This is a genomic window from Rhodococcus sp. NPDC004095, from assembly GCF_053604015.1.
The window spans coordinates 99,300-113,945 of the sequence record NZ_JBSGGS010000002.1; the positions used below are offsets into that span (position 1 = coordinate 99,300).

Here is a 14,646-nt window from a genome sequence, read left to right on the forward strand (position 1 = left end):
GCGAGACCACCCCGCCGCCCGCGGCGGGGGAGAACGCAGTGCGGAGGGGCCGGCTGGTGGTACTGGCCGGCCCCTCCGCCGTCGGTAAGTCGAGCGTGGTGCGCAAGCTCCACGACCGGCTCCCCGACCTGGTCTTCAGCGTGTCTGCAACGACGAGAGACCCGCGACCCGGCGAGGTCGACGGCCGTGACTACCGGTTCGTCACCCCGGCCGAATTCGATCGGATGATCGCAGACGGCGACCTGCTCGAGTGGGCAGAGATCCACGGCGGACTGCAGCGGTCGGGAACCCCGGCCGCCCCGGTGCGGGCCGCGATCGAGGCCGGACACCCGGTGCTGGTGGAGGTCGACCTGGCCGGCGCCCGCGCCGTCCGGGCCGCGATGCCGGAGGCGGTGCTCGTGTTCATGGCGCCGCCCAGCTGGGAGGAACTGGTCTCGCGGCTGACCTCCCGCGGCACCGAATCCGAGGAGGCCGTCGCGCGGCGATTGGAGACCGCGCGTGTCGAACTCGACGCCCAGGACGAGTTCGACGAGGTGATCGTGAACCACGACGTCGACCGAGCCTGCGACGAGTTGGTATCCTTGTTGGTCGGCAACAAGCGATAGCACCTCTTGTCGTAATTTCGTCTGTTCTCAACCGCACCACCAGGAGACCTAGTGAGCGCAACCACCGTCGCGACCGATCGTCACGGCATCCCGGCCTACGACACCCCGCTGGGCATCACGAACCCGCCGATCGACGAGCTGCTCGAGCGCACCTCCTCGAAGTACGCGCTGGTGATCTACGCGGCCAAGCGGGCCCGGCAGATCAACGACTACTACAACCAGCTCGGCGACGGCATCCTCGAGTACGTCGGCCCGCTGGTCGAGCCGGGCCTGCAGGAGAAGCCGCTGTCCATCGCGATGCGCGAGATCCACTCGGACCTGCTCGAGCACACCGAGGGCGAGTGACCCACTCCGCTGACAGCGGTGTGACCCACCCCGCTCACACGGGAGTGACCCACTCCGCCAGCCCCGCACACGTGCGGATACTGTGACGTCCGTGACGGATTCACATTCCGATACCGCCGGTTCACCGCGACGCATCGTCGTCGGGGTGAGCGGCGGTATCGCCGCATACAAGGCATGTTCGATCATCCGCAGCTTCACCGAGGCCGGTCATCAGGTCCGCGTGGTGCCGACCGCGGCGGCGTTGGAGTTCGTCGGCAGGGCCACGTTCGAGGCCCTGTCGGGCAACCCGGTGGACACCGAGGTGTTCGCCGACGTACCGCAGGTCCCGCACGTGCGGCTCGGGCAGGAGGCCGACCTGGTCGTCGTCGCGCCCGCCACCGCCGACCTGATGGCGCGCGCCGCGCACGGCCGCGCCGACGACCTCCTGACCGCGACCCTGCTCACGGCCCGCTGCCCGGTGCTGTTCGCGCCGGCGATGCACACCGAGATGTGGGAGCACCCCGCCACCGTCGACAACGTCGCCACCCTCCGGTCGCGCGGGGTCGTCGTCATCGAACCGGCGTCGGGCCGGCTGACCGGGAAGGACACCGGCGCGGGCAGGCTGCCCGACCCGGACGAGATCGTCGCGCTGGCGAACCTGCTGATGGAGCGCGCGGACGGGCTGCCGCGCGACCTGGAGGGCAAGCGGATCGTGGTCTCCGCGGGCGGCACCCGCGAGCCACTCGACCCGGTGCGGTTCCTCGGCAACCGGAGCTCGGGCAAGCAGGGCTACGCGATCGCCCGGCTCGCCGCCCAGCGTGGCGCCCAGGTCACCCTGATCGCCGGCTACACCGCGGAGCTGGCCGATCCGGCCGCCGTGGACGTGGTCCGGGTCAAGACCGCACAGGAGATGAAGGTGGCGGTCGACAGAGCTGCCGGGATCGGCGCTGCAACCGCCGCCGACGCGGTCGTGATGGCCGCCGCGGTGGCCGACTTCCGGCCGTCGACGGTGGCGGCCGCCAAGATCAAGAAGGGCGCCGACGAGCCCGACGTGATCCCGCTGACTCGCAACGACGACATCCTCGCCGGACTGGTCCAGGCCCGCCGCGACGGTGACCTGCCCGCCGGTATCCGGATCGTCGGGTTCGCCGCCGAGACCGGGGACGCGCAGGGCGACGTCCTCACCCACGCCCGGGCCAAGTTCGCCCGCAAGGGCTGTGACCTGCTCGTCGTCAACGCCGTCGGTGACGGCAAGGCGTTCGAGGTGGACAGCAACGACGGCTGGCTGCTCGCCTCGGACGGGTCGGAGCACGCGCTCGCCCACGGCTCGAAGGCGCTGATGGCGAGTCGGGTGCTCGATGCGGTCACCGACCTGCTTTCCGGCTAGCCACGCGGGTTGCGGGTGCCGGGTGAGCCGGATACTCGTACTGTGAAGTCATAAGCGGCAACCGGTGCCCGGTTGCCTGATTCGAATTGTTCTTATCCGTACAGCCAGGCACTAGGGTCGTGTCCGGTACACAACGTCAGTTGGTGAGAGGGAGATCTGTGAGCAAGTCCGGTAGTCGGCTATTCACCAGCGAGTCCGTGACCGAGGGTCACCCCGACAAGATCTGTGACGCGATCAGCGACTCCGTCCTCGACGCCCTGCTCGAACAGGATCCGCGCAGCCGCGTCGCAGTCGAGACGCTGGTGACGACCGGCCAGGTGCACGTCGCGGGTGAGGTCACCACCTCCGCCTACGCGGACATCCCGAAGATCGTGCGCGACAAGGTGCTCGAGATCGGCTACGACTCGTCGGCGAAGGGCTTCGACGGCAACTCGTGCGGCGTGAACATCGCGATCGGCGCGCAGTCCCCGGAGATCGCGCAGGGCGTCGACCATTCGCACGAGGCGCGGGTCGAGGGCAGCTCCGACGACGACATCGACCGTCAGGGCGCCGGTGACCAGGGTCTGATGTTCGGATACGCGTGCACCGACACGCCCGAGCTGATGCCGCTGCCGATCGCGCTCGCGCACCGGCTCTCGCGCCGCCTCACCGAGGTCCGCAAGACCGGCGTGCTGCCGTACCTGCGCCCGGACGGCAAGACCCAGGTCACCATCGAGTACGACGGCGACCGGCCGGTCCGCCTCGACACGGTGGTCGTGTCCACGCAGCACGCCGCCGACATCGACCTGGACAACCTGCTCACCCCGGACATCCGGGAGAAGGTGCTCGGCTCGGTGCTCACGGATCTCGCCAGTGAGACCCTCGACACCTCGAACGTCCGCCTGCTGGTCAACCCCACGGGCAAGTTCGTGCTCGGCGGCCCGATGGGCGATGCCGGCCTGACCGGCCGCAAGATCATCGTCGACACCTACGGTGGCATGGCCCGCCACGGCGGCGGTGCCTTCTCCGGCAAGGACCCGTCGAAGGTGGACCGCTCGGCCGCGTACGCGATGCGCTGGGTGGCGAAGAACGCGATCGCCGCGGGCCTCGCGGACCGCATCGAGGTTCAGGTCGCGTACGCGATCGGCAAGGCCGCCCCGGTCGGACTGTTCGTCGAGACGTTCGGCACCGAGAAGACCGACCCGGCCCGCATCCAGGCCGCGATCTCGGAGATCTTCGACCTGCGTCCCGGCGCGATCATCCGCGACCTGGACCTGCTGCGCCCGATCTACGCGCAGACCGCGGCGTACGGCCACTTCGGCCGCACCGACGTCGACCTGCCGTGGGAGCACACGGACCGCGCCGAGAAGCTGCGCGCGGCCGCCGGGCTGTAAGTGATCTCTGCGTCGAGCCGCTCACCGATCCCGGTGGGCGGCTCGCGTCTTTGTGCCCGGTGGGGCGCGTGACCGCCGCCCGTGAGGCCGCGGCCGAGCTGCCGGTCGCGCGGGTGCTGCCGATGCTGCCGCTGCCGCACCTGGACCGGGTGTTCGACTACCTGGTCCCGCGCGAGATGGACGAGCAGGCCGAGCCGGGGGTGCGGGTGCGGATCCGGTTCTCCGGCCGCCTGGTCGACGGTTTCCTGCTCGACCGCGCCGCCACGAGCGAGCATCCCGGCAAACTGGGTTACCTGGAGCGCGTGGTGTCGTCCGAACCGGTGCTCACGCCCGAGGTCGCGACGCTGGTCGACGCCGTCGCCGCCCGGTACGCGGGGACCCGAGCGGACGTGCTGCGGCTCGCGATCCCACCGCGCCACGCGCGAGTCGAGGCCGAACCGGCGCCCGAGCCCGCCGAGGTGACCGGGGAACCCGTGGACCCGCAGCCGTGGACGGCGTACCGGCACGGCGACAGCTTCCTGACCGCCCTCGGTGGTGGTCGCGGCCCGCGCGCAGTGTGGCAGGCGTTGCCGGGGGAGGACTGGCCGCGACGGCTCGCCGAGCTCGCGGCCGTGGTCGCGCAGGGCGGCCGGTCGACGGTGCTCGTGGTCCCCGACCAGAAGGACCTCGACAGGGTCGCGCAGGCGTGCGTGGAGGTCCTCGGCGACGATCTGGTGGTGCCGCTCGCGGCGGGCCTGGGACCGGCCGTGCGCTACCGCCGTTGGCTCGCCGCGCTGCGGGGCACCGCGAAGGTGGTGGTCGGCACCCGGAGCGCGGTGTTCGCGCCGGTGCCCGATCTCGGGCTGATCGTGGTGTGGGACGACGGCGACGACCTGCACGCCGAGCCGCGGTCGCCCTACCCGCACGCGCGTGAGGTGGCGTTGCTGCGCGCCCACGGTACCGGCTGTGCGGCAGTGGTCGCCGCACACTCGCGGACCGCGGAGGCGCAGGCCCTCGTGGACACCGGCTGGGCGAACGACCTGGTCGCCGACCGGGCCGTGGTGCGGGCGCGGGCCCCGCAGGTCACCGCGCTCGCCGACAGCGATCACGCGCTCGCGCGGGACCCCGGTGCGAGGGCTGCGCGGCTGCCCGCGATCGCGTTCTCGGCCGCTCGTGAGGCCCTCTCCGCCGGTGCCGGTGTGCTGGTGCAGGTGCCCCGGCGCGGGTACGTCCCCTCGCTCGCCTGCGGCAAGTGCCGCGCTCCGGCCCGGTGCCGACACTGCAACGGTCCGCTCTCGCTGCCTGCCGCCGCCGGGCCGGACGGGGCGGGGACCCCGAGCTGCCGCTGGTGCGGTGTCGCCGACGCGACGCACCGATGCGGCACGTGCGGTTCGCGGCAACTGCGTGCCGTGGTGGTCGGTGCGGGTCGCACCGCGGAGGAGCTCGGTCGCGCGTTCCCCGGCGTGCCCGTCCGGACCTCCGGGGGTGGCGACGTCCTCACCACGGTGAAACCCGGTGCGGCGCTGGTCGTCTCGACGGTGGGGGCGGAACCGGTGATGCCCGGCGGGTACGGCGCCGCACTGCTGCTCGACGGGTGGGCGCTCCTCGGCCGCGCAGACCTGCGCGCCGAGGAGGAGACCCTGCGCCGGTGGATGACCGCAGGGGCGCTGGTGCGACCGGCCTCCGAGGGTGGCCGCGTGGTCGTGGTCGCGGACGCGTCGATCCCGGTCGTGCAGGCACTGGTGCGCTGGGACCCGGCCGGCGCGGCGCAGTCGCAGCTGGACCAGCGTGCCGAGGTCCGCTTCCCGCCGACCGTGCACATGGCGGCAGTCGACGGCGGACATGCGGCGATCGAGAGTCTGCTCGCGGCGGCGGCGCTGCCGGACGAGGTGGAGGTCCTCGGGCCGGTGCCGCTGCCACCGGGGGAGCGGTTGCCGCTGCACGGTGACGACCCCGAACCGGACGAGGTCGAGCGGATGCTGCTGCGGGTGCCGCGCGGGGCGGGCGGCGCACTGGCGCGGGCGCTCGCACAGGCCCAGTCGGCGCGCAGCGCGCGCCGGGAGCCCGGATCGGTTCGGGTGCAGATCGATCCGCTGCGCGTCGGATGACGCCCGGACCGTCTAGTCTTCTCGACCATGACCACTGCTCTGGACACTGTCGTCGACGACGAGGTCCCCGCGTCCGCCTCGCCGGGCCGCTGGGATCGGTTGCGGCGCTATCTTGGTCGCCTCCATCCCGTTGGGCTGGCGACGGCCCTGCTGTTCTTCACCTGGTCGATGAGCCCGTCGCTGCTGCCGCGGGCCTGGTATCTGCAGGGTCTCGCGACCGGGATCTCGGTGGCGATCGGCTACGGAATCGGCTGCCTCGCCGCCTGGTTGGTGCGCGGCTGCGGCGTGAGCCCCGCGTGGTCGCCGCGCACCCGCCGGATCGGCTGGTGGCTGCTCGGGGCAGCCGCGGTGATCACCGTCCCGGTGCTCCTCGTCCTGGGCGGTGTGTGGCAGAACCAGGTTCGCGATCTGGTGTCCGTGGAGCACACCGAGAGCGGTCACGCGCTGTTCGTGTTCGTCGTCGCGGTGGTGGTGTGGTTCGTGCTGCTGTCGGCTGCCCGCGGTATCCGCGCAGGCACCATTCGCATGAGCCGGTTCGCCAGGCGGTACGTGCCTCGTGCTGCCGCGAACGTCGCAGGTCTGATCGCGGCGGTCGTGCTCGCTGTGCTGGTGATCAACGGCGCTCTGTACAACGGCTTGATCGCGTTCGCCAACTGGAGCTTTTCGGGGGCCGACACCGCAACGGCCGAGGGCGTCACGGAGCCCACGGCACCCGAGCGCAGCGGGTCACCGGCGTCCGCTCAGGCCTGGGACACCCTCGGCCAGGAGGGCCGGACGTTCGTCGGACGCGGTCCCGACGCCGCCGCCATCACCGCGGTCACCGGACGCCCGGCACTGGAACCGATTCGCGTCTACGCCGGCCGCGAGTCCGCGGACTCGGTCGCCGAGGTCGCGGACCTGGTGGTTGCCGAACTCGACCGCACGAAGGCATGGGAACGAAAGGTGTTGGCGGTCAACACCACCACGGGTCGTGGATGGGTGAACCAGAACGTCGCCTCCTCGCTCGAGTACATCGAGGGTGGCGACACGGCGATCGCGTCGATGCAGTACTCGTTCCTGCCGAGCCCCTTGGCCTTCATCGCGGACCGGCAGACGCCGCAGGTCGCCGGCCGGGCGCTGTTCAACGCGGTGTTCGCGCGCTGGATCGACCTGCCGACGGAGACTCGACCGAAGCTGGTCGTCTTCGGCGAGAGCCTCGGCTCCTACGGCGGCCAGAACGCGTTCGCGGGTTACCAGGACATGGCCACCCGCGTCGACGGTGCGCTGTGGGTGGGAACGCCGAACTTCACCCCGCAGTGGCAGGAAGTGACGGCGGACCGTGACGCCGGTTCGACCGAGATCCTGCCGGTGATCGACGGGGGTCGGGCAGTGCGGTTCGCGTCCGACCCGCAGGATCTCGACCTGGGAACCGAGTGGGGACCCCGCCGGGTCGTGTACTGGCAGCACGCCAGCGATCCGATCGTGTGGTGGTCGCCCTCGCTGCTGTTCAACAAGCCGGACTGGCTCGAGGAGCCGCGGGGCCGCGACGTGGATCCGAACATCAGCTGGATGCCCCTGGTCACGTTCTGGCAGGTGACCCTCGACATGGTGTTCTCGGCGGACGTGCCGGCCGGCCACGGCCATGCCTACGGCCCCGAGGCGGCCGACATGTGGGCGCAGATCCTGTCGCCCGCGGGCTGGACGCAGGCGGACACCGACCGGGTGCGGGCGGCGCTGACCGGGTAATGAGTGGCCTCACACCCGTGTGGTGACCGGCCGCGGAATGCGCGGTTTCGCTGCCGGCGGCCGTTGGCATGCGGCCATGCGCCTGAACGAGTCGAAGCGAACGCGGCCGCGGCAGGAGCCGGTCGCGCGTTCGTCCCGGTCGTGGGCGGACCTGGAGCGCGAGGCTGAGGAGCAGGAGGTATCGACCTCGCGGGCCAGAATCTGTCCGGCCTCGATCTGTCCGGCGACAACTTCTTCGAGGCGATCCTCGGTCCGAGACCGACCTGAGCAGCGTCAGGTTCCAGGGCAGCAACCTGGCCCGCGCCGACCTGTCCGAGTCCGATCTGTCGGACGCGGTCCTCGGGCAGGCGGTCTTGACGGGGGCCGACCTCGCCGGCGCGAACCTCACGGGGGTGGCGCTGACGGATGCAGTGCTCGACGGCATCTGTCACGACGACCGCACGCGCTGGCCCGAGGGCTTCGAGCCGCCGGAGAGCGCCGGGGACTGCTGAACTGTGAGTTGAACCACTTCGTGGGTTGTCGTAGACCTATTGCCGATATATCGTGGACGTGTCGATATGGACGCGGTCGAGGCGAACGTACGCCCCGTGGTCCGAATTACGAGAGGAACATCCAACATGGAGAACTTCCAGCGAGATTTCGATCGCCGAGGGCGTGGCAGGCGGCCGGGCCGCATCGGTCGCGACGCTCGACGCGACTTCGGGCCGTCTGCAGGTGGCGCCCCCGGTCCTGACGAATCGGGCTCCGGTGCAGCCGATTTCGGTCCCCGAGGAGACTTCGGTCCGCGTGGTGACTACGGTCCGCGAGGGGATTTCGGTCCCCGTGGTGACTACGGCCCCCGGGGCGACTACGGCCCGCGAGGGGATTTCGGTCCCCGCGGGGACTACGGCCCGCGAGGGCACTACGGTCCCGGCTTCCGGCGCGGAGCCCAGGACCCGGCAGGCGAGCGGGTCGGCCGCGGTCGAGGCCGCGGCGGCCGCGGTCGACGCGGCGACGTCCGGTCGGCGGTTCTGCTGCTGCTCGGGGAGGAGCCGATGCACGGCTACGAACTGATCCAGCGCATCGCCGAACGCAGCAACGGCGTGTGGAAGCCGAGCCCCGGTTCGATCTATCCGGCGCTCGCGCAGCTCGAGGACGAGGGTCTGGTGCTGATCGAGAAGGTCGCCGGCCGCAAGACCGCGCGCCTGACCGAGGCCGGGACGGCGTACGTCGAGGAGCACCGGGCCGACCTCGGCAACCCGTGGGATGAGGTTCGCGCGGCGGTGGGCAGGCCCGCCCAGGAGTTGCGGGCACTGCTCGGTCAGCTGACCAGCGCGGTCCGGCAGGTCGGTTCCGCCGGAACCGCCGAACAGGCCGCGGCCGCGGGCGAGGTGCTCGCCGAGGCGCGTCGCTCGATCTACCGCATCCTCGCGGAGGATCCGGCGCCCCACTCGGCCACCGCCGCCGAGCCCGACATCGCGGACTGAGCGCCTTTTGCTGTGAATCTCCTGGTAACTCGGCGATGATGGACGACACCATTTGGGTCGGGAGGGGAAACGCAATGTTCAGGAACGTGGTGGCGGCAGCGCTGACGTGTGTCGGTGCGCTGGGGGTGTGGCCCGCCGCGGCGGTGGCAGCGCCGGATCTCGGCAGCGTGGCGGGCTCGGCGGATCCGGGCAGCGTGGGTCCGCCGGTCGGGACCCCGTCGGTGTCACAGACGCCGACGGTGCCGGGCCCTGTGCAGACGACCCACGCCGCAGCCGCCGACTACGCCGACGCCCACCCCGGCAGCGTTCCGCCCGGAACCAACGACTTCGGGTGCCTGCCAACCGATCGCCACCCGAACCCGGTGATCCTCGCGCACGGCAGTGATTCGAACTCCTACTCCGACTGGGCCGCCATCGCCCCTCGGCTGAAGGCCGACGGCTACTGCGTGTTCGCCGTGAACTACGGCGGAGCTCCGGGCGCGGATACATTCGGCACCGAGGACATGTACCTCAGCGCGGATCAGGTCGCCGAGTTCGTCCACCGCGTGCGCGGTGCGACCGGCGCCGAGAAGGTGGACCTCGTCGGCTTCTCCCAGGGCGCGACGGTGACTCGCTACTTCGTGAACAAGCTCGGCGGCGCGGCGGTCGTGGACCGGTGGGTCGGAGTGGCCTCACCCAGCTACGGGGGCATCTTCTACGGCCTCGTCCCCGTGGCGGACGCGGTCCCCGGAGGGCGCCAGGTGGTCAGCCTGTTCACCACCACGGCGGTCGAGCAGCAGGCGCAGGGCTCGGACTTTCTCGCCGGACTCAACGGCGGCAGCGACACGGTGCCCGGGGTGCGGTACACGACGATCGGCACCCGCTACGACGAGATGATCCAGCCGTACACCAACATCGCGCTGCGCGGTGCCGGCGCGACGAACATCCTGATCCAGGACATGTGCCCGCAGAACAAGACCGGCCACATGAACATGGTCTACGACGCGTTCACCGTCGGCCTCGTCCGGCAGGCACTCGACCCGGCGGCCGCCGCGCCGGCGTGCGTACCGGTACCGCTCGGCACCGGCATGATCGGCATGATCGGGCGCTGACCTCGTGGGGTTTCTCGGCGCGAGAGTGCGCGCAGGGCACCTCCTACCGTGCTCCGATACTGCTGAACGGCACCGTCAGTTGAATCGGAGTTCCATTGATCGCCGACAGTTCACCGCTCCACGCAGCCTGGTACAGGCTTTTCAGATCAGCTTTGTCGTCATCGGTCAACACACTCTGGCTGCCATAGTTCATGATGGTGAGTGGCTTGTGCTTCCCGAACAGTTCGCTGGGCCAGGCGGTCTCGCTGATGTTCGCGAAGAAGTGCCGTAGACCGAAGGTGTGACCTATTTCATGAACCAGGGTCTCCACTTGTTCGTTCGCACTCTGCGTGAACATTCGGGGATAGATCACCAGTTCGTGGCGGCCCGGGTCGGGAAAGAAGGCGCTCGCCAGGACGCACCCGTTGACGCTGCATCGATCGGACTCCCTCACCACTATCTCGAAGTCCCAGGCGTCGTTTCCCTCGGTGAATTTGACCGGAGCTGCGTCACCCCACGCCAAGAGCGCTTTCCCGAACAGCTTCTTGACAGCCGTTCTGGCGGAATCCGGGTTCTCGAAGAGGAGCATGGATCGTTCCTGAAATCGCCACCGCAGGGTGACGTCTTTCGCCCAAAGTGGAATGAACCCCTCCGGCGCATTGATGATGAGTTCGGCCGGTGATCGGTTTCCCGGAGTCGGGAATCCTCGGGTATCGGTGTCGCAAATGGCGCCGGGCCCGTAGGCATGGACCAGCGGTTCGGCCTCGCGGGCCGCATCATCGCGGTTTCGCGGCCGAAACGGATCGGTGTTCGGCTTGACTTGTGTCGAGTAACCACCACCGGTGGTCAAAGTCGCGGCCTCCGTCTTTCCTGACATCGTGGCCCCCTCCTCCTGGATCCTTGGGTGATCAGTAGGTGCTGAGAATGCGTGAACAACGGCGCTGTGTTCGCAGCCGTGACGCCTCGACCTCGCCGGCCGATCGGTCGAGGTGTTGGCAAGAACCGCCGCCGCGCAGCAGGCTCCGTGTCCACCCGTCCAGATTGATGTCCCCGGTGCGGGAACACACGAGTAGCCGACTACCCGACTTCGAGGTCAGCCATCCGCACTGGGAACTGCGTGTTCCTTCACCCGCTTGTCGCCCCGCTCGTCGTCAGTCGGTTCGGGATGGCCCGCGCGCATCCTTAGACTGTTCACGACACCGCATCGAGTTCCCCGGGAGCAGCCACGTGAGTATCCAGCCCGTTCGCCTCTTCGGCGATCCCGTCCTCCGGACCCGAGCGGACGAGGTGGTCACCTTCGACCGCGAGCTGGAGCAACTGGTGACGGACCTGTTCGACACGATGCGTGATCGCGGCGGCGTCGGGATCGCGGCCCCGCAGATCGGAGTGTTGCTGCGGGTGTTCGCCTACGACTGCGACGACATGGTCGGGCACCTGGTCAACCCCACCTACCAGGTGCTCGGTGGCGAGGAGCACGTGCGGAGCGAGGGGTGCCTGTCCATTCCCGGTGTGCGCGGCGACGTCCGGCGGGCGATGGATGTCCGCGTCTCCGGCGTCGACCAGCACGGCGAGCCGGTGTCCTTCGAGTGCAGCGGGCTCATGGCGCGGTGCGTCCAGCACGAAACCGACCACCTCGACGGGGTGCTGTTCCCGTCCCGGATGGAACCCGAGGCGCGCAAGGTCGCGATGCGGACCATCCGCGAATCCGACTGGTTCCGTGCCGGTGTCACGGTCGGGGGCCGCTGACATGCGCATCGTCTTCGCGGGCACCCCGGAGCCCGCAGTCCCGTCCCTGGCCCGGCTGCTCGCCTCGCCGCGCCACGAGGTGGTCGCCGTGGTGACGCGCCCCGACGCCGTCGCCGGTCGCGGCCGCAAGGTCACCCGGTCACCCGTCGGCCTGCTCGCCGACGAGCACGGCATCGAAGTCCTCACCCCGGCCCGCGCGTCGGATCCCGACTTCCTGTCGCGGCTGCGTGAACTGGCGCCGGACTGCGCCCCCGTCGTCGCGTACGGCGCGCTGCTCCCGCGTCCGGTGCTCGACGTCCCGAAGTACGGCTGGGTGAACCTGCACTTCTCGCTGCTGCCCTCGTGGCGCGGCGCGGCTCCGGTGCAGGCGTCGATCGCGGCCGGTGACGACATGACCGGCGCCAGCGTCTTCCAGCTCGAGGAGGGCCTGGACACCGGGCCGGTGTTCGGGGTCGCCACCGAACGTATCCGGGACACCGACACCACCGGTGACCTGCTCGGCAGGCTCGCGGACAGCGGCGCCGTGCTGCTCGAGTCCGTCCTCGACGGCATCGAGGACGGTGCGCTGACCGCCGTGCCGCAGCCCGTCGACGGCGTCTCACACGCCCCGAAGGTCACCGTGGAGTCGGCGCGGATCCGCTGGGATGCCCCGGCGCAGGCGGTGGATCGCCTGGTCCGCTCCGTGACACCCGCGCCCGGCGCGTGGACGCAGGTGGGGGAGTTGCGGCTCAAGGTGGGCCCGGTGACCCCGGTCCCGGACGGCACACTGCCCGAGCCGCTGGAGGCCGGACAGTTCCTGGTTCGCAAGGACGGCTGCTACGTCGGGACCGCGACGACCGCGGTCCGGTTGAGCCAGGTTCAACCACAAGGAAAGAAGCTCATGGCGGCAGCAGATTGGGCGCGTGGAGCGCGCCTCGACCCCGAGGTGCGTGCACAGTGACCGAGTCCCGTCGTCCCTCCCGTGGCCATCGCGGCGGACCCCGTGCCGGGGCCGAATCCGGGCAGAAGCCCGGGTCCGGGAACCGGAACGCCAAGCGGCCCAACACTCGTCCGCGCCAGGCCAAGCGGCCCGACGGCGCCGGTGTCGATCGGCCCCGGCTCGCGGCGCGGGACGTGCTGCGCGCGGTCCGCGAACGCGACGCCTACGCCAACCTGGTCCTGCCCGCGCTGCTGCGCGAACGGGGCATCGACGGCCGGGACGCGGCGCTGGCCACCGAACTCACCTACGGCGCCTGCCGGGCCCAGGGTCTGCTCGACGCGGTGATCTCCGCCGGTGCCGGCCGGTCGGTCGACGAGATCGACGGCCCGCTGCTCGACGTGCTGCGCCTCGGTGCGTACCAGTTGCTGCGCACCCGGATCTCGGCGCACGCCGCCGTCGACACCTCGGTGGACCTGGTGCGCACCGAATTCGGTGGTGGCCGAGCCGGATTCGTCAACGCGGTGCTCCGTCGCGTCGCGGAGAAGTCCGAGGACGAGTGGGTGACCGCGCTCGCCCCCGACGCCGCGCGGGACCCGGTCGGGCATCTCGCGTTCCGGTACGCCCACCCGGTGTGGATCGCGCAGGCGTTCGCGGACGCGCTCGGCGCGGACGCCGCGGAACTCGAGCAGGTCCTCGCCGCCGACGACGCCCGCCCCGCCGTCCACCTGGTCGCGCGGCCAGGGGAGATCTCCGCCGAGGAGCTGGCGCTGATCACCGGCGGCGAGGTCGGCCCCTACTCGCCGTACGCGGTGCATCTCGACGGCGGCGACCCCGGCCTACTCGAGCCGGTCCGGGAGGGCCTGGCCGCCGTGCAGGACGAGGGCAGCCAGCTCGTGGCTCGCGCCCTCACCCTCGCGCCGGTCGTCGGTGCGGACGGCGGGCGATGGCTGGATCTGTGCGCCGGCCCCGGCGGCAAGGCCGCCCTGCTCGGTGCGCTCGCGGACATCGACGGTGCCCGCGTCGACGCCGTAGAACCCGCGCCGCACCGCGCCGACCTCGTCCGCAAGACCACCCGCGGGTTGCCGGTCGACGTGCACGTCGCCGACGGTCGCGATCCCGGCCTGACACCGGGATTCGACCGGATCCTCGTCGACGCCCCCTGCACCGGTCTCGGTGCGCTGCGGCGCAGGCCCGAGGCACGCTGGCGGCGCCGCCCCGAGGACGTCACCGGACTGGTCACCCTGCAGCGTGAGCTGCTGGCGTCGGCGATCAACTTGGTCCGGCCCGGCGGCGTGGTGCTGTACTCCACCTGTTCGCCGCACCTGTCGGAGACCGTCGCGGTGGTCGCCGACGCGGTCCGCAGGCACGGGGTGACGCAGCTGGACACCCGCGACTTCGTCCCGGACGTCCCCGGACTCGGCGCCGGCCCCGGTGTGCAGCTGTGGCCGCACCGGCACGGCACCGACGCGATGTTCATGGCGGCGCTGCGCAAGCCGGAGTGACAGCGGGCGCTGGCCCGCGTGGCGAGGAGCGCCGTCACGGGGCAGACTCGGCGCCATGAGTGCATTCTCGCGAGCGGCGGCGTTCGCCAACAGGCTGGTCGTGCCTGCCCTTTCCCTTCCGGTCGTCGGGCGGATGCTCGGGCGGGGGATCGTCGTCGTCGGCTACACCGGGCGTCGGTCGGGTTCGAGGGTCGAGCTTCCCGTCTCCTACCGGCGCGAGGGAGACGAGCTGCTGATCCGGGTCGCGATGCCCGACCAGAAGTCGTGGTGGCGCAACTTCACCGGAGACGGTGGGCAGATCGAGGTGCAACTGCCCGAGGGGACGCGAACCGGGCACGCCGTGAGCAGCCGGGACGCGGCCGGGGCGGTCACGGTCGCCGTCGATCTCGATCCGGATCGGGCCGAATCCGAGCGAGGACGCCGGTAGTCCGGTGCCGGGTCG

The 14,646-nt window shown here is 70.9% G+C and carries 14 protein-coding genes; 13 read left to right on the top strand and 1 reads right to left on the bottom strand.

Features of this window, described 5'->3' with window-relative positions; translation table 11 throughout:
• Nucleotides 1-38: 38 nt before the first annotated feature.
• The 9 genes from gmk (at nucleotide 39) to ACWEPG_RS03715 (ending at nucleotide 10,058) form a co-directional block, all read left to right on the top strand.
• A complete protein-coding gene (gene gmk, locus ACWEPG_RS03675) occupies nucleotides 39-605 on the top strand; it encodes a guanylate kinase (RefSeq protein ID WP_450115690.1) in 567 nt (188 codons plus the stop codon).
• Between the two features lie 51 nt (nucleotides 606-656).
• Nucleotides 657-950 carry a DNA-directed RNA polymerase subunit omega gene (gene rpoZ / locus ACWEPG_RS03680; RefSeq protein WP_378506277.1) on the top strand — a complete coding sequence of 98 codons (294 nt, stop codon included), beginning with the start codon at nucleotides 657-659 and terminating at the stop codon, nucleotides 948-950.
• 82 nt (nucleotides 951-1,032) lie between these two features.
• Nucleotides 1,033-2,316 (top strand): bifunctional phosphopantothenoylcysteine decarboxylase/phosphopantothenate--cysteine ligase CoaBC, encoded by a 1,284-nt coding sequence (gene coaBC, locus ACWEPG_RS03685; protein WP_452593921.1) that lies wholly within the window; start codon nucleotides 1,033-1,035, stop codon nucleotides 2,314-2,316.
• A gap of 158 nt (nucleotides 2,317-2,474) precedes the next feature.
• Nucleotides 2,475-3,689: a methionine adenosyltransferase gene (gene metK / locus ACWEPG_RS03690; RefSeq protein ID WP_450115641.1), complete on the top strand. Its 1,215-nt coding sequence runs from the start codon at nucleotides 2,475-2,477 to the stop codon at nucleotides 3,687-3,689.
• Nucleotides 3,690-3,811: 122 nt separating this feature from the next.
• Nucleotides 3,812-5,776: a primosomal protein N' gene (locus ACWEPG_RS03695; protein WP_450115691.1), complete on the top strand. Its 1,965-nt coding sequence runs from the start codon at nucleotides 3,812-3,814 to the stop codon at nucleotides 5,774-5,776.
• A gap of 27 nt (nucleotides 5,777-5,803) precedes the next feature.
• Complete coding sequence (locus ACWEPG_RS03700; RefSeq protein ID WP_450115642.1) at nucleotides 5,804-7,501, top strand: alpha/beta hydrolase; 1,698 nt, start codon at nucleotides 5,804-5,806, stop codon at nucleotides 7,499-7,501.
• Nucleotides 7,502-7,764: 263 nt separating this feature from the next.
• Nucleotides 7,765-7,992, top strand: coding sequence for a pentapeptide repeat-containing protein (locus tag ACWEPG_RS03705; protein WP_452594066.1), 228 nt, complete (start codon nucleotides 7,765-7,767; stop codon nucleotides 7,990-7,992).
• Nucleotides 7,993-8,118: 126 nt separating this feature from the next.
• The gene (locus tag ACWEPG_RS03710; protein WP_452593922.1) at nucleotides 8,119-8,967 is read left to right on the top strand and encodes a helix-turn-helix transcriptional regulator; all 849 of its coding nucleotides are present in this window, start codon (nucleotides 8,119-8,121) and stop codon (nucleotides 8,965-8,967) included.
• 74 nt (nucleotides 8,968-9,041) lie between these two features.
• A complete protein-coding gene (locus tag ACWEPG_RS03715; protein ID WP_450115645.1) occupies nucleotides 9,042-10,058 on the top strand; it encodes an esterase/lipase family protein in 1,017 nt (338 codons plus the stop codon).
• Nucleotides 10,059-10,101: 43 nt separating this feature from the next.
• Here the strand turns inward: ACWEPG_RS03715 and ACWEPG_RS03720 are convergent, their stop codons facing one another.
• Nucleotides 10,102-10,914 carry a matrixin family metalloprotease gene (locus ACWEPG_RS03720; RefSeq protein WP_452593923.1) on the bottom strand — a complete coding sequence of 271 codons (813 nt, stop codon included), beginning with the start codon at nucleotides 10,912-10,914 and terminating at the stop codon, nucleotides 10,102-10,104.
• Between the two features lie 350 nt (nucleotides 10,915-11,264).
• Between ACWEPG_RS03720 and def the strand changes: the two genes are divergently transcribed.
• The 4 genes from def to ACWEPG_RS03740 are packed head-to-tail and all read left to right on the top strand — an operon-like array spanning nucleotide 11,265 to nucleotide 14,631.
• Nucleotides 11,265-11,783, top strand: coding sequence for a peptide deformylase (def, locus tag ACWEPG_RS03725; RefSeq protein WP_452593924.1), 519 nt, complete (start codon nucleotides 11,265-11,267; stop codon nucleotides 11,781-11,783).
• A gap of 1 nt (nucleotide 11,784) precedes the next feature.
• Nucleotides 11,785-12,723 (top strand): methionyl-tRNA formyltransferase, encoded by a 939-nt coding sequence (gene fmt, locus ACWEPG_RS03730; protein ID WP_450115648.1) that lies wholly within the window; start codon nucleotides 11,785-11,787, stop codon nucleotides 12,721-12,723.
• Nucleotides 12,720-14,204 (top strand): RsmB/NOP family class I SAM-dependent RNA methyltransferase, encoded by a 1,485-nt coding sequence (locus ACWEPG_RS03735; RefSeq protein ID WP_450115649.1) that lies wholly within the window; start codon nucleotides 12,720-12,722, stop codon nucleotides 14,202-14,204. The genes fmt and ACWEPG_RS03735 overlap by 4 nt, the downstream gene beginning before the upstream one ends.
• Nucleotides 14,205-14,259: 55 nt before the next feature.
• Entirely contained in the window at nucleotides 14,260-14,631 is a 372-nt protein-coding gene (locus tag ACWEPG_RS03740; protein WP_450115650.1) for a hypothetical protein, read from the top strand.
• The last annotated feature ends 15 nt before the right edge of the window (nucleotides 14,632-14,646 follow it).